The 22,169-nt window shown below is 64.1% G+C and carries 19 protein-coding genes; 10 read left to right on the plus strand and 9 right to left on the minus strand.

The window, feature by feature from the left end; all coding sequences use genetic code 11:
* Positions 1–15: 15 nt before the first annotated feature.
* Positions 16–2,208: an amylo-alpha-1,6-glucosidase gene (locus QN084_RS14040; protein WP_069696057.1), complete on the minus strand. Its 2,193-nt coding sequence runs from the start codon at positions 2,206–2,208 to the stop codon at positions 16–18.
* 270 nt (positions 2,209–2,478) lie between these two features.
* Here QN084_RS14040 and QN084_RS14045 point away from each other — a divergent pair, with 270 nt between their 5' ends.
* The 9 genes from QN084_RS14045 to QN084_RS14085 all read left to right on the plus strand — a co-directional run bounded on the left by QN084_RS14045 (position 2,479) and on the right by QN084_RS14085 (position 10,856).
* Complete coding sequence (locus QN084_RS14045) at positions 2,479–2,835, plus strand: hypothetical protein (RefSeq protein WP_021471062.1); 357 nt, start codon at positions 2,479–2,481, stop codon at positions 2,833–2,835.
* A gap of 86 nt (positions 2,836–2,921) precedes the next feature.
* Complete coding sequence (locus tag QN084_RS14050; protein WP_021471061.1) at positions 2,922–4,340, plus strand: cryptochrome/photolyase family protein; 1,419 nt, start codon at positions 2,922–2,924, stop codon at positions 4,338–4,340.
* A gap of 185 nt (positions 4,341–4,525) precedes the next feature.
* Positions 4,526–6,025: a CoA-acylating methylmalonate-semialdehyde dehydrogenase gene (locus tag QN084_RS14055; RefSeq protein WP_021471060.1), complete on the plus strand. Its 1,500-nt coding sequence runs from the start codon at positions 4,526–4,528 to the stop codon at positions 6,023–6,025.
* Positions 6,025–7,101 carry an enoyl-CoA hydratase/isomerase family protein gene (locus QN084_RS14060; protein ID WP_021471059.1) on the plus strand — a complete coding sequence of 359 codons (1,077 nt, stop codon included), beginning with the start codon at positions 6,025–6,027 and terminating at the stop codon, positions 7,099–7,101. The genes QN084_RS14055 and QN084_RS14060 overlap by 1 nt, the downstream gene beginning before the upstream one ends.
* A gap of 53 nt (positions 7,102–7,154) precedes the next feature.
* Positions 7,155–8,117 carry a 3-hydroxyisobutyrate dehydrogenase gene (gene mmsB, locus QN084_RS14065; protein WP_021471058.1) on the plus strand — a complete coding sequence of 321 codons (963 nt, stop codon included), beginning with the start codon at positions 7,155–7,157 and terminating at the stop codon, positions 8,115–8,117.
* Positions 8,118–8,222: 105 nt separating this feature from the next.
* Positions 8,223–8,978, plus strand: coding sequence for an enoyl-CoA hydratase (locus QN084_RS14070; RefSeq protein WP_031216081.1), 756 nt, complete (start codon positions 8,223–8,225; stop codon positions 8,976–8,978).
* A 184-nt stretch (positions 8,979–9,162) separates the two neighbouring features.
* Positions 9,163–9,465, plus strand: coding sequence for a DUF4190 domain-containing protein (locus QN084_RS14075; RefSeq protein WP_021471056.1), 303 nt, complete (start codon positions 9,163–9,165; stop codon positions 9,463–9,465).
* A 215-nt stretch (positions 9,466–9,680) separates the two neighbouring features.
* Positions 9,681–9,956: a hypothetical protein gene (locus QN084_RS14080; RefSeq protein WP_128397167.1), complete on the plus strand. Its 276-nt coding sequence runs from the start codon at positions 9,681–9,683 to the stop codon at positions 9,954–9,956.
* A 45-nt stretch (positions 9,957–10,001) separates the two neighbouring features.
* A complete protein-coding gene (locus QN084_RS14085) occupies positions 10,002–10,856 on the plus strand; it encodes a universal stress protein (protein WP_021471054.1) in 855 nt (284 codons plus the stop codon).
* A 3-nt stretch (positions 10,857–10,859) separates the two neighbouring features.
* Here the strand turns inward: QN084_RS14085 and QN084_RS14090 are convergent, their stop codons facing one another.
* The gene (locus QN084_RS14090) at positions 10,860–11,369 is read right to left on the minus strand and encodes a MarR family winged helix-turn-helix transcriptional regulator (protein WP_021471053.1); all 510 of its coding nucleotides are present in this window, start codon (positions 11,367–11,369) and stop codon (positions 10,860–10,862) included.
* A 24-nt stretch (positions 11,370–11,393) separates the two neighbouring features.
* Positions 11,394–13,112: an AMP-binding protein gene (locus tag QN084_RS14095; RefSeq protein ID WP_069696056.1), complete on the minus strand. Its 1,719-nt coding sequence runs from the start codon at positions 13,110–13,112 to the stop codon at positions 11,394–11,396.
* 136 nt (positions 13,113–13,248) lie between these two features.
* Between QN084_RS14095 and QN084_RS14100 the strand changes: the two genes are divergently transcribed.
* Positions 13,249–14,463, plus strand: coding sequence for an acyl-CoA dehydrogenase family protein (locus tag QN084_RS14100; protein ID WP_069696055.1), 1,215 nt, complete (start codon positions 13,249–13,251; stop codon positions 14,461–14,463).
* 222 nt (positions 14,464–14,685) lie between these two features.
* Here QN084_RS14100 and QN084_RS14105 read toward each other — a convergent pair whose 3' ends face one another.
* The 6 genes from QN084_RS14105 to QN084_RS14130 all read right to left on the minus strand — a co-directional run bounded on the left by QN084_RS14105 (position 14,686) and on the right by QN084_RS14130 (position 22,051).
* On the minus strand, positions 14,686–16,650 hold the full coding sequence (locus tag QN084_RS14105; RefSeq protein ID WP_259362819.1) for an HNH endonuclease signature motif containing protein: 1,965 nt from the start codon (positions 16,648–16,650) through the stop codon (positions 14,686–14,688).
* A 161-nt stretch (positions 16,651–16,811) separates the two neighbouring features.
* Complete coding sequence (locus QN084_RS14110; protein WP_259362820.1) at positions 16,812–18,140, minus strand: GmrSD restriction endonuclease domain-containing protein; 1,329 nt, start codon at positions 18,138–18,140, stop codon at positions 16,812–16,814.
* Positions 18,141–18,345: 205 nt separating this feature from the next.
* On the minus strand, positions 18,346–19,104 hold the full coding sequence (locus QN084_RS14115; RefSeq protein WP_021471749.1) for a MerR family transcriptional regulator: 759 nt from the start codon (positions 19,102–19,104) through the stop codon (positions 18,346–18,348).
* An 87-nt stretch (positions 19,105–19,191) separates the two neighbouring features.
* The gene (locus QN084_RS14120; RefSeq protein WP_069696275.1) at positions 19,192–19,827 is read right to left on the minus strand and encodes a PadR family transcriptional regulator; all 636 of its coding nucleotides are present in this window, start codon (positions 19,825–19,827) and stop codon (positions 19,192–19,194) included.
* Positions 19,828–20,097: 270 nt separating this feature from the next.
* Positions 20,098–20,919 carry an NAD(+) synthase gene (nadE, locus tag QN084_RS14125; RefSeq protein ID WP_021471747.1) on the minus strand — a complete coding sequence of 274 codons (822 nt, stop codon included), beginning with the start codon at positions 20,917–20,919 and terminating at the stop codon, positions 20,098–20,100.
* Between the two features lie 112 nt (positions 20,920–21,031).
* Positions 21,032–22,051, minus strand: a complete 1,020-nt coding sequence (locus QN084_RS14130; RefSeq protein WP_069696276.1) for a LacI family DNA-binding transcriptional regulator — start codon at positions 22,049–22,051, stop codon at positions 21,032–21,034.
* Positions 22,052–22,169 lie beyond the last annotated feature (118 nt).

Here is a 22,169-nt window from a genome sequence, read left to right on the forward strand (position 1 = left end):
GCTTGTCTCCTCAAGCTAGGCGGGTGCATCGCCCCGGTTTGCCGCATCACCGGGGCGATGCAGCGTGCCCGGCCGCCACAGTTGCGGCTGCTCAACCAATTCGGACATCCAGGGGCGTTGTCCGCGATAGACAGTGAGGCCCTCGGGGATGCCGCGGACCGTGGCGTCGGTGCCTGAAGCATCGATCGTGATCCGCGCATCCCCCATGGGGGCGTTGCTGATGTGGACATCCCCGAAGTCGGGTGGCAGGACCGGATCCAGCCATATGCCGCCCAACGAAATGTGGGTGTCGTACCGCATCAGGCTGGTCACTACGTGGATAGGCGTGGTCGCGGCCCAGGCTTGGGGTGAACAGGCGGTGGGGTAGGGCACCGGCTCGGTGAACCTGGCCCGGTCGAAGCCGCAGAAAAGCTCGGGAAGCCTGCCGTCCGAATACTCCGCGGCTTCCAGGAGTGCCGTGCCGATCCTCTGTGCTTCTTCGATGTAGCCGTAGCGCAGGAGCCCGGACATGATGATCGCATTGTCGTGCGGCCACACTGAGCCGTTGTGGTAGCTGGCCGGGTTATAGGCGGCCATGTCCGTGGCCAGGGTCCGCACGCCCCAACCGCTGAACATCTTCGGAGACATCAGGTGCTCCACGACCGAGGGAACCTTGTCCTCGTCCATGAGCCCGAACCACAGGCAATGGCCCATGTTCGAAGCGCAGGCATCCACTTGGCGCTTGTCCTTATCGAGGGCAACAGCGTAGTAGCCCTTGTCCGGCATCCAGAAGTCCTCATTGAATTTCTGTTTGAGCCGGTCAGCGCGTTCCCGCAGCTCCGAGGCCAAGGCGAGGTCGCCGTCGTCGTAAGCCATCCAGGCGCGCGCCACGTAGGCGCCGTGCACGTACGCCTGTACCTCGGCCAAGGCGATAGGCGCCTCGGCGAGGGTACCGTCAGCGAAGTTGATGCCGTCCCAGGAGTCTTTCCACCCCTGGTTGATGAGGCCGTGCTGGTTGGGGCGGCCGTACTCCACGTAGCCGTCGCCGTCCCGGTCGCCGTAGTGGCGGATCCAGTCGAGGGCGCGGTCGGCGTTGGGCAGGAGTTCGGCGATGGTGTCCTTGGCGAAGCCCCAGCGGCTCACGGACCCCACCGCAACCATAAAGAGGGGAGTGGCGTCGACGCTGCCGTAGTAGGCGGAACTGCCGCGCAAGGCCTGGCCGCTGCTGACGTCCAGGCGGACCTCGTGGAGGATCTTCCCGGGTTCCTCTTCCGTGTCTGTATTTACTTCTTTTCCCTGCCGGTCGGCCAACGTGCGGAGCGTGCCCAGAGCGAGGGAAGGATCCACCGGCAACGCCATCTCCGAGGCCCACAAGGAGTCCCTGCCGAACAACGTCATGAACCACGGAGCTCCCGCGGCCACCACCACCCTTTCCGGGTGGTCCGGGTCCTGGATGCGCAGGGCTCCGAGGTCCTCATAGCTCCGGCGCAGGGTGCGCTGGATGGAACGGTTGCCGATCTGCAGGACGGGAATCTTGGCCACCCATTCCTGCCGGCGCCGGTCGCTGGGTGACAACTCACCCCGTGACGGATGGCTGAAAGGTTTGCCCTCTGCCGCCGGGAGTACGCTGACCCGGGTGTTCCATTGCCCGAACGCCGGGATGGTGACCCTGAAGCCGAGGGCCTTGGAACCGGCCCCGGCGCCTTCGCCCCGAATGATCACCGACTTCCGGAATCCTTCCCACTGACCCCTGATCTCCAAGGAGTCGTTCTCCACCCGCCGGGTTTCCTTCCATACGCGGGTGATACGGGCTTCCTTGACTTCGAAGAGGTCTGCGAAGTCCGCCTCTGCGGTGAGGGTGATGGTGCAGCGGGCAGGTTGCCTGGAGTAGTTCCGGACGGTGATTTCTTCCAGGATCCCCGCCCCCACTTCGCGCAGCCGTTCCACCAGGAGCGGGCTGTCTGCGTAGCCGTCCGGACGGGGAACCCGGCAGGCGAAGAGGGCGCGGTACGGTTGCTTCAGTTCGGCCGCCAGCGGCTCCAACGGTTGGTCGTTGATGCGGAGCTGCCAGCGGGAAAGGATCCGGGTGTCCAGGTGGAAGACGCCTTGGGGCAGGTCGGGGTGGATGTCCCCGTTGGGTCCGGAGATGCAGAAGGACGAGCCTTCCACGAGCGTGATGGTCCCGGCGCCCAGCGGTCCGGCAGCCGTTTCCGTATTCCAACCGGTCATGGGATTGTCCTTCGAACAGCGCGGGCCGGGATGTAGTTGACGGTACGCCGGAGGGCTGTGGGACACCAGAGCCTGGAATGTCCGGCGCCGGTTGCGGCATCCACCCTGATGCCCGTCAGGCACCCGATCGGGCACCCGTCAGCCACCTGAAGTAAACCCGGAGTTCACCGTGAACCCTCTTATCCGAAGCGAATGGCGGTTACAATGAGAGTTGCAGTATTCGCTGATGCAGACCGGCGGTTGTAAAGAAGTACGCCGGAGGACTCTGTAATGACGGACACCCAGATCGGCGCGTTCCTTCGCGAATGCGTTATATACGAAGAAGACAGCGAAGAAGGCTTGGACTTCGAGGCCTTGTACGGCCTCTACATCAGTTGGTGCGTCCTTGGAAACAAGGTTCCCGTTCCGGACAGTGCATTCCGCACGTCCGTGCGCACCAGCGGAGTAAAACACGAGAAGCGCGATGGCGTGCGGTATTACCCGGGGCTCCGGATGATTGGCGACGCCGCCCGCGACTACGTACTCAACAGCATCCCGGACGAAGTAGTGGAAGTAGTCGTTCCGCCGATTCCCGTGACGGAAGTCGAGGATGGCGGGGACGTCGTCCTGCCTGCAAAGGCCGTCTAGGTTTATCTTCAGCTGATGCCCTTAGGATTCGTTCCTAAGGGCATCAGCCATTTAAGCAGCCGGTGTACCGGCGGTAAGGGGCGCAAGTGAAACCATCCATCGTCTGGTTCCGCGACGACCTCCGGGTCAGGGACAACCCGGCCTTGCGGGCCGCCGTCGACGATGGAGCGGCAGTGGCGCTCTACGTCCTGGACGAGGAGTCGCCGGGCATCCGGCCGCACGGCGGGGCAGCAAAGTGGTGGCTGCACCATTCCCTCCTCGCCCTCCGGGAGGACCTGGACGCGTTGGGAATACCCCTGCTCTTGCGCCGCGGGCCCGCTGCTGAGGTGGTGCAGAAAACCACGACGGCGGTGGGTGCGGGCGCGCTGTTCTGGAACCGGCGGTACGGCGAGGTGGAACGGACCATCGACGCCGGGATCAAGGGCTGGGCGGTTGAGGCCGGGCTGCACGTGGAGAGTTTCCAAGCCACCCTGCTCCACGAGCCCTGGAAGGTCAGCACCAAGACCGGCACCCAGTACAAGGTGTTCACCCCGTTCTGGAAGGCGGTGTCTGCTCAGGAATTCCGCGAACCACTGCCGCTTCCCGCTCGTGGCCATGGGTTCACCGGCACGCTTCCGCGGTACGACTCCCTGGAGAGTTGGCAGTTGCTGCCCACCAAACCGGATTGGTCCGGAGGGTTGGCCGCCCGGTGGACTCCCGGGTCCGCAGCCGGCCATGCCCGCTTGAAGGAGTTCGTGGGCAACGGGTTGGATTCCTACAGTGAAGGGCGGAACCGTCCGGACACCGATGGCAGCAGCTCCCTGTCGCCGTACCTGCGCTGGGGTGAACTCAGCCCCTTCGAGGTGTGGCAGGCAATATCTTCCAAGAGGTCGGAAAGTGCCACGATCTTCGCGTCGGAGTTGGGCTGGCGCGAATTCTGCTGGCACCAGTACTTCCACAACCCCACCTTGGCCACGGCCAACCTGCGCAGCGAATTCGACAGGTTCCCGTGGGCCTGGCCCGGCGCTTCTGTCGGAGCGTCTGCCGGCGCTTCTGCCGGCGACGACGGTCGGCACCCCGGGCACGAGTCGGCCCCGGAAGAGCTCCGGGCATGGCAAAAGGGGCGAACGGGGTTCCCCCTGGTGGATGCGGGACAGCGGCAACTGTGGGAAACGGGCTGGATGCACAACCGGGTGCGCATGGTGGCCGCGAGCTTCCTCGTGAAGAACCTGGGGATCCATTGGCAGCTGGGCGAGCAATGGTTCTGGGACACGCTGGTGGATGCGGATCCGGCGTCCAACCCTGCCAACTGGCAGTGGGTGGCAGGCTCGGGGGCTGACGCCTCGCCCTTCTTCCGCATCTTCAACCCGGAGGCCCAGCGCGTGCGGTTCGACCCGCAGGGCAAGTACATCGCGCAGTGGATTCCGGAGTTCGGCACCCCGGATTACCCGGCGGAAATCGTGGACTTGAAAGCGTCAAGGCAGGACGCACTGGATGCCTACAAGGAGCTGCGCGAGGTGCATTAGGCGGCCTTCAAGCCAGCGTCAGCCTCCCGCATTCCTTCCGCAGCGGCCCTCTGGAAATTAGTAGGAAGTCCGAGTATATTCGGCTGCAGAGATGATCTGGATCACATGCATGCACGTGTTCCGGACGTGTTGTGCGGTATTGATCGGCACGGCAGTCACTAATGATGCAAAGGAGCATTTCCACTATGGTGCGCGAGCTTTCACACTACGTAGGCGGCCAAAGGATCGACGGCACGTCCGGCCGGTTCAGCGATGTCTACGATCCCTGCACCGGCGAAGTCCAGGCCCGCCTGCCGCTGGCCAGCGCCGAGGAGGTGCGCAACGCCGTCGCGAACGCCGAGAAGGGCCAACTCGAATGGGCTGCCATGAATCCGCAGCGGCGGGGTCGCATCCTGCTGAAGTTCGTGGACCTCGTCAATGACAACATGGACGAGCTGGCCAAGCTCCTGTCCTCCGAACACGGGAAGACGTTCGCGGACGCCAAGGGTGATATCCAGCGGGGCATCGAAGTGGTGGAGTTCTCCGCCGGGGCGCCGCATCTGCTCAAAGGCGAATTCTCGGACAGCGCAGGCCAGGGGATCGATGTCCACTCCCTGAGGCAGCCGCTGGGTGTTGTTGCCGGCATTACGCCCTTCAACTTCCCTGCCATGATTCCGTTGTGGAAGTCGGGACCGGCGCTCGCTGCCGGCAACTCCTTCATCCTCAAACCGTCCGAGCGGGACCCCTCCGTGCCGCTGCGGCTCGCCGAGCTCTACAGCGAAGCCGGCGTTCCGGACGGCGTCTTCAACGTCATCAACGGGGACAAGGAAGCCGTGGACGCCCTTCTTGAGGACCCGAGGGTCAAGGCAATCGGCTTTGTCGGTTCCACGCCGATCGCCCAGTACATCTACGCCACGGCCGCCGCGCATGGGAAGCGCGCACAGTGCTTCGGCGGGGCGAAGAACCACATGGTGATCATGCCCGACGCCGACCTGGACATGGCCGCGGACGCCCTGATTGGTGCCGGGTACGGTTCCGCTGGAGAGCGGTGCATGGCTATCTCCGTAGCCGTCCCGGTGGGCCAGGAAACAGCGGACGCCCTTGTTGCCAAGCTCACCGAGAGGGTTAAGGAACTCCGGGTCGGGCACAGCCTGGACAAGGACGCGGACTTCGGGCCGGTGGTCGCGGCGTCTGCGAAGGAACGGATCGAGGGCTACATCCAGTCCGGCGTGGACGAGGGCGCCACCTTGGTGGCAGACGGCCGCGGCCTCACCGTTGAGGGATACGACGGCGGCTTCTGGGTAGGCCCCACCCTCTTCGACAACGTCACCAAGGATATGAAGATCTACAAGGAGGAGATTTTCGGTCCTGTCCTGAGCGTCCTCCGGGCGGCCGACTACGACGAAGCGCTCAGGCTCTGCAGCGAGCACGAGTTCGGGAACGGCGTCGCAATCTTTACCCGCGACGGCGACTCCGCCCGCGACTTCGCCAGCCGCGTGGAAGTGGGCATGGTGGGCATCAATGTTCCCATCCCCGTGCCGATTGCCTACTACACGTTCGGCGGGTGGAAGGCGTCCGGGTTCGGCGACCTCAACCAGCATGGCGCGGATGCCTTCCGCTTCTACACCAAGACCAAGACCGTCACCTCGCGGTGGCCCTCCGGTATCCGCCAGGGCGCCAGCTTCGTGATGCCGGCAGGCAGCTGATGGGAGAGCAGATCATCGAAGAAGTGCAGCAGGAAGAAGTTCTTTTCGAGCGGCGCGGCCACCTCGGCATCGTGACGCTCAACCGGCCCCGGGCAGTCAACGCCCTCAATGCCGGCATGGTGAAAGCCATGTTGCAGCAGCTGGCTGCCTGGGCTGACGACGAATCGGTTGCTGCGGTGTTGGTGCGCGGCGCCGGCGATCGGGGCCTCTGCGCCGGGGGAGATATCGTGGCCATCTACAAGGACATGCTGCACGGGGGCTCGGAAACCGCTGATTTCTGGGCTGACGAGTACCGCCTCAACGCCCTCATCGCCAACTATCCCAAGCCGTACGTCGCTTTCATGGACGGGCTGGTGCTGGGCGGTGGCGTAGGAGTTTCCGCGCACGGCTCAGTTCGCATCGTCACTGAACGGACGCGGACGGGGATGCCGGAAACCACCATCGGGTTCGTGCCCGACGTCGGCGGAACCCTGCTGCTCTCCCGCGCCCCCGGGGAAACCGGGACCCACGCCGCGCTCACGGGCGCGCACCTGTCCGGGGCGGACGCCCTGTTCCTGGGACTCGCGGACTACTTCGTCCCGTCCGAAAGCCTCCCGGCACTCACTGAAGCGCTGGAAGGCTCGACGCCGGAAGACGCCGTCGTGCGCTTTGCCCAAGCCGCGCCGGACTCGGCTCTCGCGGCGCAGCGGGAGTGGATCGATTCCTGCTACGCAGCAGAGGACGCGGAAGAGATCGTGCACCGCCTGCGAGAGGCCGGAGGTGAGGCCGCCGACGCCGCGGACACCATCACGGTAAAGTCGCCGACGTCGGTGAAGGTCACCTTGGCGTCCCTGCGGCGGGTGCGGGGGCTGTCCCTGGAAGAGGCGCTGGACCAGGAATACCGCGTCGGTCTCCGCTGCCTCTCCGGCCCCGATTTCCGCGAGGGCATCCGGGCGCAAGTGGTGGACAAGGACCGGAATCCACAGTGGAAGCCGGCCACCCTCGCCGACGTCCACGAGTCCGACGTCGAAGGCTACTTTGCCTCGCTCGGCGAGCATGAGTTGGGGCTTTCCGCGACGCCGGTCCAGTCGGGTTGAAAAGCCGGGCCGATCACGTTGAGGCTACTGCCGTCCAGTTGGAGGAGACGATCATGACAGAAAATGCAGCATCGGCAACGGGACTCATCGCCTTCCTGGGCCTTGGGCATATGGGCGGCCCCATGGCTGCCAACCTGATCAAGGCCGGGCATGAGGTGGTGGGATACGACCCCGTTCCAGCAGCAGTGGAGGCTGCGGTGGCACATGGCATCCCCATGGCTGACACGGCAGCCGACGCCGTGCGGGGGGCTGCCGTGGTCCTGACCATGCTGCCCAGCGGGAAGCACGTCCTGGACGCCTACCGGGGCGTGGGAGGGCCGGGGCTGCTCAGCGTGGCGCCACCGGACACGCTGTTCCTGGATTGCTCCACCATCAACGTTGACGAGGCCAGGGAAGCTGCGTCCCTGGCCGTCGCCGCAGGACACCGAAGCGTGGACGCGCCGGTGTCCGGAGGCGTGGTGGGGGCAGAAGCCGGGACGCTGACGTTCATGGTGGGCGCACTGCCCGGGGACTTCGAGACCGTGAAGCCGATCCTGGAGCTCATGGGCAAGCGGATTGTGCATTGCGGTGATCACGGCGCCGGCCAGGCTGCGAAGGTGTGCAACAACATGATCCTGGGAGTCTCCATGATTGCCGTGGCCGAGGCTTTCGTCCTCGGCGAGAAGTTGGGACTGACACACCAGGCGTTGTTCGACGTCGCTTCCAACGCGTCCGGCCAATGCTGGGCCCTCACAACCAACTGTCCTGTTCCGGGCCCGGTTCCCACCAGCCCTGCCAACCGCGATTACCAGCCCGGGTTCGCGGGGGCATTGATGGCAAAGGATCTCCGGCTGGCGGTGAATGCCCTGGAAAGTACGGGCGTTGCTGCCGAAATGGGGCCACTGGCCTCCAGGATTTACGACGCCTTTGCCGCCGGGGAAGGTGCTGCCCGGGACTTCTCCGGGATCATCACGGATATCCGGGAGAAGTCGCAATCCCCGGGTGCTGCCGGCGGCGACGGTCCGGCGGGGGAATAGGGTGGCATGACGACTACTACGGAAACTACGACGACTACGGAAACTACGGAAGAAGGACGCGGAGTGACCCAGCACCACCAGGACGTAGCCCAGTATCGGAACATCATGGTGGAGCGCCGTGGCCGCGTTGGCCTGGTAACGCTGAACCGGCCTTCGGCGTTGAACGCGCTGAACACGGCCTTGATGAACGAACTCGTTGAAGCCGTGACTGACATGGACCGCGATCCCGGGGTGGGGGCCGTGGTCATCACCGGTTCCGCCAAAGCCTTCGCAGCGGGGGCGGACATCAAGGAAATGTCCGCCAACACCTACATGGACATGTACGCGGCGGATTGGTTCCGGCATTGGGAGGACCTCACGCGCTTGCGGATCCCGGTCATCGCCGCCGTGTCCGGGTTCGCGCTCGGCGGCGGGTGTGAGCTGGCGATGATGGCTGACTTCATCATCGCCGGGGACAACGCCAAGTTCGGGCAACCGGAAATCAACCTCGGTGTTATCCCGGGGATGGGCGGTTCCCAGAGGCTTACCCGCGCAGTGGGCAAGGCCAAAGCCATGGACATGGTGCTCACAGGGCGTTTCATGGACGCGGAGGAAGCCGAACGCTCCGGGCTCGTTTCCCGGGTGGTTCCCGCTGCGGAGGTCGTTGAGGAGGCACTAAAAGCCGCCGAGACCATTGCATCGAAGTCGAAGCCGGCCGCCATGGTGGCCAAGGAAGCAGTCAACGCGGCGTTCGAAATGGGGTTGGCCCAGGGCGTGCTCTTTGAACGGCGGGTGTTCCACTCCCTGTTTGCCACAGAGGACCAAAAGGAAGGCATGGCAGCCTTCACGGAAAAGCGGGAACCGGAATTCAAACACCGCTAAAGGCCTGATTCGATCGTGTGGGGCCCTGGTCCGATCGTGTGGGGCCCTGGTCCGATCGTGTGGGGCCGGCGTCATTTTCGGGTGCGGGGCGCGCAGGCCCGGGCCCGCAGCGCGGAATAGGTGGGGCGCCCGGATAGACTCCTGTTCACAAGAGGGCCTGCAACAGACCACATGGGGAGAGAACATGTCAACGGAGAACGTTCGCGCCGAATCGGTGGACCCTGCTGAGTCATCCGAAGCGGGGACACCGGTGAATACCCTGGCTATTGTGTCAGCCGGTATTGCAGCCCTTGCCGTGGTTGGGCTGTTCCTTGCCGGCATGGCCATCATCGCCGTCTTCGCCGTTGGCGCCGGGCACGTGGCCCTGAACCAGATTGGGCAGCGGCAAGAACGCGGGCGGGCGCTCGCGGTTTCTGCATTGGTGATCGGCTACGGAATTGCCGCCCTTTCGCTCGTTTCGGCGCTGATCTATACGCTCACGCGCTAACTTTCCGGCCACTGCGGCGACACGAATTGCCGCCGAACCCTTCTTCATAGACGGAATATCCCGACGACTGGAAGAAGGACGGCTGTGTCCTGGCAGTTCTGTGACAATTTTGCCTGCCCCAAAGAATGGCATTGGACCGGCTTTTCGGAGGTCCCCGAAGCATGTGTGGACGAGAAGTGGTTGATTACTAAGCATGCTGATAATATGGTCGTGCCGTGACGGAGAAAGAAGCAAAGCTAGCCAATGGGGGTGGCGGTATGGCAGAGCGGAAGGTTCCGGAAGTGATCGATCAGGAAGTAATCCGGCGCGAGGCATCAAGTGTCCTCGCCGCCGGAGACGTGTCGCTTACCGAGTTGTGGATTGAGTTCTTCGCCCGGGGAGGGATGGCAGGCCTCGAGGAATTCGAGGCCTTTGTGCGCGGACTCATGACTGTGGCCAACACCGACCTCCAAATTCTGGACCTGACGATGGACGAACTCCGGAATCCCTAGGCCCTTCGCTGGCCCGCACTCCGGATTCCGTCGTATGCTCTGGCCATGACGGACTCCAAACAAATAGTGGTTGGCTATGACGGTTCCACGGAAGCGAAGCAGGCCGTAACGTGGGCTGCCCGCCAGGCCGTGCTGCGCGGGTGCCATCTTCACCTGATCCACTGCTCGCTCTGGATCCTTGTGACCTCCGACCTTGGCCCGGTTCCCGGCGTCGCTGACAGCGGGCTGGAACGGGCCGCCGAACGAGTCCTTGAAGAGGGCCTGGCGGTGGTGAAAGAAGCCGAACCTTCCGTGGATGTGACCACCACCCTCCTTCACGGCATGCCTCGGGACCACATGGGCAAACTGTCCGTGGGCGCGGAGATGCTGGTGCTGGGGAGCCGCGGACTCGGCGGGTTCCTTGGCTTGCTTGTGGGTTCTGTCAGCCTGGAGATGGCGGCCACCGCGTCCTGTCCGGTGGCCGTGATCAGGTCCGTTGACCACCCGGATGGCCCCGTTGTGGTGGCTATCGACGACGCCGGCTCGCCCGAAGCGCTCGAGGACGCATGCACCATGGCATCAGTGACAGGAGCGGACCTAAAGGTAGTCCATGTGGTTCCCGAGCCTGCTGGCTTGCGGCGGTTGCGCGACCCGATCGACGCCTACCCGGCGGCCGAGGCCGTCGTGGATTCCGCCGTCCGCAAGGCACGTGAACTGGCACCCCAAACCACTGTGACCGGAGAACTGCAGGTTAACCACTCAGTTCCCCGGGCCATCCTGCAAGCGGCGCCGGATGCCCGGATAGTGGTGGTTGGCACCAAAGGGCGCGGCCTCATCAAGGGGACCATCGGCTCCACTGCACACGCAGTCCTGCATCATGCTCCCGGCCCGGTCCTGGTGTCGCGGCGGAACGCCGGCTAGGACTTACCCGTCCGTGAAATCCCCGGCGTCCCTGCGGAAGGTTCCCAGTACGCGGATGAGGTGATCGACGTCGTCGTCGGTAAAGCCCGACTTGCCGAAGACCTCGGCGTTCAGTGCCGCCGTCGCCCTTTTCGCCAGCGTCCGGCCTTCTGCGGTGAGTTCAATCAGCGTGGTGCGGCCGTCGGTGGGATGCGGCGACCGCGCCACGAGCGCGGCCTTCTCCAAACGGTCGACGGCGTTTGTCACCGACGTGGGATGCACCTGCAGCAGCGCGCTCGCTTTGTTCATGGGCAGCGCGCCGCTGCGGGCGAAGCTGAGGAGTGCCAGTAGCTCGTACCGCGCGAAGGTCAGGCCGAAGGGCTTGAGGACCGTCTCGATGCGTGCGAGCAGTATCTGCTGGGTCCGCATGATGGCGGTGATGGCTGCCATGGGCGCCGCGACGTCGCCCCAGCCGTGCCGTTCCCAGTTGCGTTGGGCGTCGGCGATGGGATCGCGGGGGAGTGGATTGCCCATGGTCCTCCTTCAAGCTCTGAGAGGCTAATCTTTCAGGTTCGGGAATTCTTCCTCCGTGTATTCAACCCCAAGACCTGCCGGGAGCGGACCGTCACTGTGCCTGGCCACCTCCGTGCCGCGCAACTCCACGCGGCGGATCTTGCCGGAGATGGTTTTTGGCAGCTCGCCGAATTCGAGCCGCCGGATGCGCTTGAACGGTGCCAGGTGTTCGCGGCAGTACCGAAGGATATCTTCCGCGATCTCCGGTCCCGGCTGGTAACCCGCGGCAAGGACCACGAACGCTTTGGGAACAGACAGCTTGACCGCGTCAGGGGAAGGAACGACGGCGGCCTCCGCCACTGCAGGGTGCTCGATCAGGACGCTTTCAAGCTCGAAGGGCGAAAGCCGGTAGTCCGAGGACTTGAAGACATCGTCGTCCCTGCCGACGTAGGTGATGACGCCGGCCTCGTCCCGGCTGGCCATGTCGCCGGTGTGGTAATAACCGTCCCGGAAGGCCTCCGCGGTTTTTGCTTCGTCGCCGAAGTAGCCCTTCATGAGCCCCACGGGCCGGGGGTCCAAACGCAAGCAGAGCTCGCCGTCGTTGGCTTCCTGCCCTGTGAACGGGTCCACCAGAACGACGTCATACCCGGGCAGCGGACGCCCCATGGAGCCGATCTTCACGGGCTGGGCCGGGGTGTTGGCGATCTGGACCGTAGATTCGGTCTGGCCGAAGCCGTCCCGGATGGTGACACCCCAGGCTTCCTCCACCTGGCCGATGACCTCGGCATTGAGCGGCTCGCCCGCCGATACCACCTTGCCTGGCGGGTTTTTGAGCTGCTTGAGGTCGGCCTGGATCAGCATCCGCCACACGGTGGGAGGGGCGCAGAAGCTGGTGACGCCCTCGCGGTCCATTTGTGCCATGAGGGCCGAGGCGTCGAAGCGTTCGTAGTTGTAGATGAAGACGCACGCCTCCGCGATCCACGGCGTGAAGACGTTGGACCAGGCGTGCTTGGCCCAGCCCGGTGAGGCGACATTGAGGTGCACGTCTCCAGGCTCGACGCCGATCCAATACATGGTGGACAGGTGGCCCACCGGGTAGGAAGTGTGGGTGTGCTCCACGAGCTTGGCGCGGGAGGTGGTGCCGGAGGTGAAGTACAGCAGCAGCGTCTCGTCCCCACGGGTGGGGGCGTCGGGCGTGAAGTCCGTACCGGCGTCGTACGAATCCGCATACTGCCTGGCGTCCGCAGTGGTGCGTTGCGTGCCGATTTCGATAAGCGCGTAGTTACCCTCGACGGCGGCAAACTTGCCGATGTCGGCGCTGCCGACCGCAACCCAGGCGGCTCCGCCACGCTCCACGCGGTCCTGCAAGTCGCGGGGACCCATGAGCGTGGTGGTGGGGATCATGACGATGCCGAGCTTGATGCCGGCCAGCATGAGTTCCCAGAGTTCCACTTGGTTACCGAGCATGATGATCATGTGGTCACCGCGCCGGACGCCTTGGCTTCGCAGCCAGTTGGCGAGCTGGTTGGAGCGCTGTGAAAGTTCCCGGTAGGTACGGCGGGTGGAGCTGCCGTCCTGTTCGACGATCACCAGTGCGGGCTGGTCCTGGCGTGCCGGGTCCTGAGCGAGTTGGTCGAACCAATCCAGGGCGAAATTGAAGTGTTCGAACCGGGGCCACTGGAACTCGCTGTGCGCTTGTTTGTAGTCCTCGCGGAGCTCGAGAAGGCGGTTCCGGGCCGCGCGGAAGTCATCGGTGACTGTCATAGTCCGCCTTTCGTGGGGCAGTGTGCCCGCGTCTGGTAGAGGCATTTCTGCCACCTAGTGATCCACATCACCTTGCAATATACTAGGACATCCAAGGGTTTGGAAGAGCCCGCGCCGGACATGACGAAGGGGTCACATGCTCGACGAGAAAGCCGCATCCACCACAAGTGGAGCCGCTCCCGCTAACGCCCTCCCTCCCTACCCGGAGGCGGACCTGATGCACGTAGTGGACCTGCTTCCCGATGAGGAGCGGGCCCGCTACCGGGAGGTCCGGGAGTTCCTTCAAGCAAGCGTCAGGGCTGCCAGCATCGATTACTGGAACCGGGAGGAATTCCCGTTCGGGCTGCTGGCCGACATGGCGAAATTCGGGCTCGGAGGACTGCAGACCGATGGCTCCTCCACGCTGTTCAAAGGGCTCATGTACACCGAGATTGCGCGGGCCGACGTCTCCCTGTCGGCACTGGTCGGGATCCATAACGAGCTCATCGTCGGCATGATCCATGAGCTGGGTTCGCCCGAGCAGAAGCAACGCTGGCTTCCCGGGCTTGAGGCTTTTTCCGTGTTGGGAGCCTTCGCCCTGACCGAACCCGACCATGGCTCGGACATCGCCGGAGGACTTTCGACGACGGCGCGGCGCGACGGCGGGGAATGGGTCATCAACGGTGCCAAGCGCTGGATCGGGGCCGGAACCATCGCAGACTTCGCCTTGGTGTGGGCCCGGGATGAGGCTGACGGCCACATCAAGGGGTTCATCGTGGAGACTGACCGCGCCGGATACGCCGCTACCAAGATCTCGAACAAAATCGGTCTCCGCATCATGCAAAACGCGGACATCACCCTGAACGAAGTCCGCGTTCCCGCTTCGAACCTCCTTCCAGGCGCCACCGAGTTCTCCCGGGCCAATGAACTGTTGCGGGATTCCCGGGCGTGGGTGGGCTGGCAGGCTGCGGGTATTCAACTGGCGGCGTTCGACATCGCGCGTTCCTACGCTCTTGAACGCCTGCAGTTCGGCAAGGAACTTGCCAGATTCCAGCTGGTTCAGCAGCAACTCGCTGACATCCTGGGCAACGCCCACGCATCTTTGTCCCTGATGGTTGAGCTGGCCCGCATACAACAGGCGGGAAAACTGGAAATGGTGCAGGCCGCCATGGCAAAGGCCACAACGACGCGTCTTGCCCGGTCTTCCGTGGCGATGGGCCGGTCCCTGCTGGGCGGTAACGGCATCACCACGGATTACGAGATGGGGAAACTCTTCGGTGACGCCGAGATCCTCTACACCTACGAGGGCAGCTACGAGATCAACTCCCTCATTGTTGCCCGGGCGGTCACCGGGAAGTCGGCGTTCGTGTAGGGGCACGTGGGTGTAGTCAAGCACCGTTACTGATATCGGTTCTGAGTGACAGGATCCTTCGTGATTGCGGAGGGTCCTGTTGTTTTGTTGTCCCAAGGCGCCCAGGCTCCCTGGCTGGGGGCGCGGAGGGGTTGCTGGAGGCGCGGAGGGGTGGCTGGGGGCGCGCCAAGTGACCGGGGTGTGCCGGGCGGCCGTGGGTGTTTCCTGTTTTGGGGCAGGGTGTCATGTTCGGTTGGGTGTGTGGTGGTGGTTTCGTTGGGGTGTTTGGGTGGGGTCGATGTGGGGTGGTGGTGTGAACCATGGGATGCCTTGGTGGGTGGTGATTTTCCATTGTTCTTTGTGGATGAGGTGGTGGTGGTGTGAGCACAGGAGGGTGCCGTTGTTGGTGCTGGTGGTGCCTCCTTGTGACCAGTAGGTGATGTGGTGGGCTTCGCACCAGGGTGCGGGGATGGTGCAGTCGGGGAAGGTGCAGCCTTGGTCTCTTGCGGCGATGGCTTTGCGGATGTGGGGTGGGAAGATCCGGGTGGTGCGGCCGATGTCGAGGATTTGTCCGTTGGTTCCGAGGAGGACGGGCAGGATGTCGGCGTCGCAGGCGATTTTGCGGATGGTGCTGGCGTGGATGGGGCCGGTGAAGGTCGCTGTTGCGCTGCCCGGCCGTACTGCGCTGCCCGGCCGTACTGAGGAGCCTCCCTGGGTTGGGTGGGCTGGTTGTGGTGATGGGGTGCCGGGCTGGGGTGGTTGGCCGGGGTGGTGCGGTGGGTTTTGGAGTTGGGGGTAGAGGTCGTTGGCGTTGATGGTGACGGTGAGTTGGGGTTTGAGGCCTCCGTTGGCGGGGAGTTTGCCGGTGCGCAAGGCGTAGTTGCAGCCGGTGATGAGACCGTCGAGGAGTTTCTGGGCGCGGGAGCGGCGGTCCAGTTCGGGCCCTGGTGTGCTGTGCCCGGTGACCCTCGCGACACTGACCGTGCTGACGGTGTTGGCGTTGCTGACGCTGGTGGCAGCGCTGACGGCGCTGACGGTGCTGGGGCTGGCAGTAGTGCCCGCGCTGGTGGTGTTGGGGTTGTTGTGTGGGGTTAGGCGTGGGTTGGTGGCGGTGTTCATGGTGGTGATGAGGGTTTCGTATTGTTCGTCGGTGGCGAAGATTTCGATGTGGTGGAGTCCGCGGCGGGGTTTGCGGATGAAGGCTCCTTGGATGGTGCGGAGTTCTTCTTCGGTGGGTTCGGGTCCGTCGTGGTCGATGCGGTTGATCCAGTGTTGGGCGGTTTTGGCCAGGAAGTCGGGGTCGTTGTGGGTGGCGGTGCGGGTCAGGGCGTGTTCCATGGTGGTGAGGGTGTCGGGGTGGGCGATGAAGGCGACGCGTTCGAGGGCTGTGGTGATGATGGTCGCTGAGCGGGAGGGCACGTCGGTGGCGGCGAACGCGGTGGCGAGGTGTTCGTGCCGTGGGGAGGTGGTTTCTCCGGTGAGGGAGGTTCCGGGCAGCAGGAGCGCGGCTTGGGTCAGGCGGCGGCGGGCTTCGCGGATATCGATCCGGAGCCTGGCGCGCAGGAACTCGGCGGCGTTGCGGTACCCGTCATCAAGCACCGAACCCGCCCCCGCCACAGAAGACCGAACAGCACCGGACCCCACAACGGCCCCAACCACAGCACCGGCACCGGCACCGGCACTGGAGACGGGACGACCAGCCCGGGCACATGCTTCCGTCCCCGCCCCGGACGACAGGACACTACCGGACCCCGCCCGGGTGTCGGGTGCGGTAACACCGGGGGCCAGTACGGCAGTGGTGCCGGGTGTGTGCGCGTGGGCGGTGTGTGGGGTTTCGGTCCAGCCGGTCCGCCAGCCCGGGGCGGTCTGTGCGGGGTTGTGTTTGGCTTCGGTGCGGGTGCGTTCGACCGCGTGGGCTGCGATGATCTGCAGGTAGCCGATGCTTCGGGAGAGGTCCTCGACCCGGGCAGCGAAGTCTGCTGCTTCCTGAACATCGAACACCCGTCCTGCCGGTAACGCCAGGGCACGCGCAGTCTCCAACACCGCCGCCCCGTCCTCCAACGCCTCCATCACATCCTCAACGACCCCACCGCCGCCGGAAGGGTATTTGCTGGGAAGGTCACCGGCGCCGGGAGGTCCACCGCCGTTGGCAGCCGCAGTACCGGGCGCACCCGCCCGTTCCACCACAACCTGCCCGCTCAAACCCATAAACCAAGCCTTCCACCCCACCCAAACCCTGTAACCAGCCCCCATCCCGTATGTGGAAAAGCCAGTCGAAAAACTGCGGATAGGGGTGCGCGAAAGAGTCCTGCCCCCGGTCAGAAACCCCGAAGGGTTGTGTACCGGAGGCAGGATGTTTCGTCGAAGGCTTACTTTTCGCAGGCCACTCCGTCTTTATCTCCGTCCAATCCCGCCCTGTAGCCGGGCTGTCCGGCGTACAAGGGTGCGGCACCGGCAGCCCTGGCCGCCGCGCAGTTGGCGTAATACGCGGGCGCGGGTGCCGGGGGCACGACAGCAGGGGCAGGTGCAGGTGCCGGGGCGGCAGGCGCAGGCGCAACAACAGCCGGGGGAGCAGGCGCTGCCGGAGCCGGCTCAACAGCTGCGGGTGATGCCGGAGCCGGTGTCTCAACCGGGGCCTTCTCATTCGTGGGCGCAAGCTGTCCCGGGCAACCCGTCAGGATACCGACCATGGCGTCGTGCTCCGCCTGTGTCACCCAGAGGCTGTAGGTGGCTTTCACAGAAATCTGACGGGCGACGTACTCGCACCGGAATGACTTGTTTGGTGGCAACCAGGTCGCTGCGTCGCCGTCGCCCTTTTGCTGGTTGGTAGGCCCGTCGGTGGCCTGCAGGTTCAGCGGATCATTAGCCAAAGCGGTGCGTTGTCCGAGGCTCAGCTGCTGGGCACCTTTCTGCCAAGCGTCACTCAGGGCAACAACGTGGTCGATCTGAACGGCAGCGCTGGTGGTGGTACCGCGCACGAATCCAATGATCTTGGCCGTGTAGGGATCCGCGAGAGTGCCGCTTTGGACCTTGCAGGGAACGCTGTTGGCGTACGCGATCTGTGTGAGGTCGCGCTTGAGGATGTCGTTGCGGGTGTCGCATCCGTTGCGGTCGACGTCGGCCCAAGCTTGCCCGAACTCATCGCGGTCGTAGCCGGTTTTCGGGGCGCGGCCCTTGATGGGCAGCGTGGCCAGGATATCCAGCGCCTTTGAGGCGTACGCCGGCTGGGCATGCGGAGCTTCGTACGACGCTCCGGCGGCGAGAGCCTTGGTGACCTCGGGATCCAAGGGGGCTCCGGCGTCGGACGCGCTGGACGTTGGCGTTGGCGTGGCTGATGCCGACGGCGAAGCGGAAGCGTCCACCAGCTTCTGCGCCTCGGCAGCAGCTTTGGAAGCCTCCAGCGTTTCCCTCGGTTGAGCAGGGCTCAACGCGCCGCCGGCAACGAAGAAGACCAAGGCGCCGGTCAGGACGATTGCTCCGGCGCGGCGACCGCCGGGCAACAACGCCCAGGAAGGCCGGCCTGTGGCTACCACGTAGATTCCGGTCAGCAAGGCCAGCAGGCCAAGCATGATCAGCATGCCGCCGAGTCCGGATGCGAAGGCGCTGATTATCAGCAAGAGAACAGCGATGATGCCCATGCAAATTGTTGACGTGGGCAGCCGGAATGAACCCGTCCCGGGCGGGATGTGATTGGACACGAAGAAATCCCCATTTCGATATCGAACCGTGAGTCAGCGGCCGATGATGAGAGCGCTTGTGGCTGAACGCCCTCGGGGATTCTAGTATTCGAATTACAGGTTTGTGATTCCGCCCGGATTATGACGCCGGCCGAAGTGCAGGCGGGCCGTCATGGCCCGCCATAACCCGGGGATCGGGGCGCTTGCCGTCCCGGACGTGCGTTGCTCAGAGATTCGCCTCCGCGTAGATCCGCAAAGCGTCGCGGACGAACATCGCCCCTGCTTCTCCGCCGTAGTTCGCGGCGAACCGGGGGTCTGCCACATACATCTCGCCGAGGCCGGTAACGTAGCCCTTCACATCTCCGCCCGGGGTGGCGGATGGTGTTCCCGGAATGCCGCGAAGCCATTCAACATGCCGCTGCGCGAGGTCCTGCGCTTCCGGGCTCTCCGGCGATATGCCGGCGGAGGCCGCCGCTATCCAGTCGCTTCCCAGTTTCCCGGCCCGGCCCTTCCAGTCCTGCTTTTCTTCCGGGCTCATGCCACGCCACCACGAGTCGCTCTTGGCGTAAGCGTCTTTGCCCCATCGCTCCTCCACCTCGTCTTTGTATTGAGTGTGGTCGAAGCCGTCAAACATGTCCTGTGCCATGTAGTTTCCATCCCCTTTCAATGTCTTGATGGTTTGCTGAACGGAGGCCATCTGCCGGGCCAGTCGATCCCGTTCTTGGCCGAGCCACTCCAAATGGCTGCTGAGGGCCCTGACGGTGTCTGTCTCCCGAGCCAGCACTTCCGCGATTGCGGGAAGGCCAAGCCCGAGCTCCCGGAGCAACAGGATGCGCTGGAGCTGAACCAAGGCCGGACCGTCGTAGTAGCGGTAACCGTTATGTCCGGTCCGGCTTGGTTTGAGCAGCCCGATATCGTCGTAGTGCCGCAGCGTCCTGCTGGTGGTTCCGGCCATCTTGGCGATTTCCTGGATCGACCAGTCCATCCGTCCTCCATCCTGTGCCTGTTCTTCGACAGTAGGCGTTGACGTTACGTCAAGGTCAACATCTCAAGGTCAAGGGATGGATCACTGTTAGTCAGCGAGGATCAGGTAAAGCGCCCGACGGGTTTCGTCGAGCTTCGCGATGGCTGCCTGCCGCTGTTCATCGGAGACTCCCGAGCGGAACTGGTGGACGACTCCCATCAGCTTGCCCACGCTCTGGTGGAAGGCAGCGCCGGTGGCGTCGGCTTCGGTGTTCCAGGCGTTGGCCAATTCCTCTTCGTGCTCGGCGACGTAGGCGCGACCCTCATCGGTGAGCGTGAATTCCGTGCGCTTGCCTTCGCCAACAGCAGCAATGAGGCCTTCGTCCACCAGTTGCTGGAGGGTCGGGTAAACGGATCCCGGGCTTGGCCGCCACGCTCCGGAGGTCTTCTCCGCGATGGTCTTGATCAGGCCATAGCCGTTGGATGGAGCTTCGGCCAGCAGCGAGAGGATGGCTGCCCGGACGTCGCCGCGGTTGCGGCGCGGGCCGCCTGGTCCGAAGCCGCGGGGGCCAAAACCGCCCGGGCCGAAACCCGGACCAAAGCCTGGGCCGAACCCGCCGCCATGACCGCCAGGGCCGCGGCGTCCCCTGCCGCGGTTGAAGCGGCCGCGACCGCCCCCGTGCTCAGGGTGCCCATGACCGTGCTCTGGAAATGCGTTGTTGTCGTGTTCGTTGATGCCTTTCATCGCAGCATCTTCCTTTCGGTTGTTAAGCTCACCGAAGTATTATCGGCGATAGTTAACGATATATCGGTAGAGACCGAATCGTCAACGGGATGTGAAAGAGCGATCGGCTGTCGGGGGTGGGATGTGATAGAGCGATCGGCTGTCGGGGGTGGGATGTGATAGAGGGTTAAAGAACGACGACGGGTGCCGACTTCCGTACGGAAGCCGGCACCCGCCGTCGTGCTTGAGGCTGTCTGCCCGGGGCAGGTGACGCTGGTCAGGCCCGGTGGGCTATTTCCACCACGTGTCGAAAATGGTGACCGGGACAGTCCGCTTGTGGCGGGTCCGCAAGTACTTCTGCTCAATGATTTCGGCGACGCCCTCGGGTACGTCGCGGCCTTCGAGGTAGTCATCGATCTGGTCGTAGGTGATGCCCAGTTCGTCCTCGTCGGTCCGGCCCGGCTTGTCATCCAGCAGGTCTGCCGTGGGAACCTTCTGCCACAGGCGCGCGGGTGCGCCGAGTTCGGCCAGCACTGCACGGTTCTGGCGTTTGTTCAGTCCAAACAGCGGCAGGATGTCCGCACCGCCGTCGCCGTATTTCGTGAAGAAGCCCGTGACGGATTCGGCGCCATGGTCGGTGCCGATCACCAGATAGTTGTGTTCGCCCGCAAGGGCGTACTGCGCGATCATGCGTGCGCGGGCCTTGGTGTTGCCCTTGTGGAAGTCTGAGATCTCCGCGCCCGTGGTCTTTTGGAATTCGTCCTCGAAGCCGTCCACGGCGGCGGCGATGTTAAAGGTCCACTCGGTCTTGGCGTTGATGAAGTCCATGGCTGCCTGGGCATCATCTTCGTCGTGCTGCACGCCGTAGGGGAGCCGCACGGCCACAAAGTTCGCGTCCACGCCTTCTGACTGGAGTTCTTCCACCGCCAACTGGGCGAGCCTGCCCGCCAGCGTGGAGTCGAGCCCGCCGGAGATGCCCAGGACGAACCCCTTGGTACCGGTCGCCTTCACATACTCCTTCAGGAATTCAACCCGTTTGCGAACCTCCCCCGCGGGATCGATCCGGGGCTGTACGCCCATTTCCTCAATGATTGTGGCCTGGAGTTCGCGCATGGGTTCCACACTAGTCAGCGGGATCGCAAAGCCTCAACCATCATGAAGCGGCGTGCCCAAGTAAGTCGCAGTTGTGCGCGTTCTGAGCCCGCTAAACGTGCTCTGCTGCTACTTACTTGGGTGCCGGGCCGGTTGAGCCGCGGACCGTGAGGTGCGTAGGCATGACCGCCAGTCGACGGCTTGTGGCCGCATGCAAGGGATCCAGCTGTGTCAACAGCATGGACACCGCCACCCGCCCCGCTTGCTCGATGGGCGAAGCGATGGTGGTCAGTGGGGGATTGCAGAAGTCGGCCCCGAAGATGTCGTCACAGCCAACGATGCTCATGTCCTCAGGGACTCGGATTCCGCGTTCCCGCAGCCTTTGCAGCATGCCGATGGCCAGGAGATCGTTGAAAACGATGCAGGCCGTTGCCCCGGTCCTGGCGACAGCGTCAGCTGCGGCGGCCCCGGAGGTGGTTTTTGGAGCAAAAGGTCCCACCCGCGAGATGGCCAACCCCCGCTCGCGGCTCTCGTCCTCAAAAGTCTTCCAGCGCTTGGCATTCGACCATGAGGAAGCGGGGCCTCCGACGTAGCAGATGCTGGAATGGCCGAGGGAGGACAGGTGGTCGATCGCCTGGACTATGGCGCCGGGGGTGTCGATCATGACGGTCGGGGCGTTCGACGACGACCGGTTGATGGTCACGATGGCGTGGGCTGAGGCTGCCTCTGCGAGCTGGGCGTCCGTGAGGCGGGACGCCGCAAGGATAAATCCATCTGCTGTCCGCTGCATTTTTCGGAGGGTGTCCGCCTCCATTTCCGCGGACTCCTCGGTGTCCACCAGCAACTGTGTGTAGCCGGCGGCCTTCAACTGGTTCTGGGTGCCGCGGATGATGTCGAAATAGAACGGGTTGGTCACGTCAGGAACCAAGAGTGCTATGGCATTCGTGCGCCCGGAACTGAGGCCCCTTGCCTGGGAACTTGGCACGTAGTTGAGTGCAGCGGCAGCTTGCTCGATGCGTTCCCGGGTCACGCGGTTCACCCGTCCCGGATTGGAGAGGGCCCTTGAGACGGTTGACGTGGCAACCCCTGCCATTTCTGCCACGTCGCGAATCGTCGGAGGTGCCCCGGCCGGCCGGGTGCTCGAGTCTGCCATGTCAGATCCTTTCCGGCCGTCGGCAAACCCGATGAGGTGCCACCGAAACCATGTGTTGAAGCAATTGCAACAGTTTTGGCAACTTTTGGCAAACGCTTGCCGCAAAAATTGCCAACTC

This window comes from Paenarthrobacter sp. R1, assembly GCF_030264015.1.
GTDB lineage: Bacteria > Actinomycetota > Actinomycetes > Actinomycetales > Micrococcaceae > Arthrobacter > Arthrobacter ureafaciens.

What these genes read in the sequence shown, in the direction of transcription:
- QN084_RS14040 (WP_069696057.1), bottom strand. Translation starts at nt 2,208, where the DNA reads ATGACCGGTTGGAATACGGAAACGGCTGCCGGACCGCTGGGCGCCGGG.
- QN084_RS14045 (WP_021471062.1), top strand. Translation starts at nt 2,479, where the DNA reads ATGACGGACACCCAGATCGGCGCGTTCCTTCGCGAATGCGTTATATAC.
- QN084_RS14055 (WP_021471060.1), top strand. Translation starts at nt 4,526, where the DNA reads ATGGTGCGCGAGCTTTCACACTACGTAGGCGGCCAAAGGATCGACGGC.
- QN084_RS14060 (WP_021471059.1), top strand. Translation starts at nt 6,025, where the DNA reads ATGGGAGAGCAGATCATCGAAGAAGTGCAGCAGGAAGAAGTTCTTTTC.
- mmsB (WP_021471058.1), top strand. Translation starts at nt 7,155, where the DNA reads ATGACAGAAAATGCAGCATCGGCAACGGGACTCATCGCCTTCCTGGGC.
- QN084_RS14070 (WP_031216081.1), top strand. Translation starts at nt 8,223, where the DNA reads ATGGTGGAGCGCCGTGGCCGCGTTGGCCTGGTAACGCTGAACCGGCCT.
- QN084_RS14075 (WP_021471056.1), top strand. Translation starts at nt 9,163, where the DNA reads ATGTCAACGGAGAACGTTCGCGCCGAATCGGTGGACCCTGCTGAGTCA.
- QN084_RS14085 (WP_021471054.1), top strand. Translation starts at nt 10,002, where the DNA reads ATGACGGACTCCAAACAAATAGTGGTTGGCTATGACGGTTCCACGGAA.
- QN084_RS14090 (WP_021471053.1), bottom strand. Translation starts at nt 11,369, where the DNA reads ATGGGCAATCCACTCCCCCGCGATCCCATCGCCGACGCCCAACGCAAC.
- QN084_RS14095 (WP_069696056.1), bottom strand. Translation starts at nt 13,112, where the DNA reads ATGACAGTCACCGATGACTTCCGCGCGGCCCGGAACCGCCTTCTCGAG.
- QN084_RS14100 (WP_069696055.1), top strand. Translation starts at nt 13,249, where the DNA reads ATGCTCGACGAGAAAGCCGCATCCACCACAAGTGGAGCCGCTCCCGCT.
- QN084_RS14105 (WP_259362819.1), bottom strand. Translation starts at nt 16,650, where the DNA reads ATGGGTTTGAGCGGGCAGGTTGTGGTGGAACGGGCGGGTGCGCCCGGT.
- QN084_RS14115 (WP_021471749.1), bottom strand. Translation starts at nt 19,104, where the DNA reads ATGGACTGGTCGATCCAGGAAATCGCCAAGATGGCCGGAACCACCAGC.
- QN084_RS14120 (WP_069696275.1), bottom strand. Translation starts at nt 19,827, where the DNA reads ATGAAAGGCATCAACGAACACGACAACAACGCATTTCCAGAGCACGGT.
- nadE (WP_021471747.1), bottom strand. Translation starts at nt 20,919, where the DNA reads ATGCGCGAACTCCAGGCCACAATCATTGAGGAAATGGGCGTACAGCCC.
- QN084_RS14130 (WP_069696276.1), bottom strand. Translation starts at nt 22,051, where the DNA reads ATGGCAGACTCGAGCACCCGGCCGGCCGGGGCACCTCCGACGATTCGC.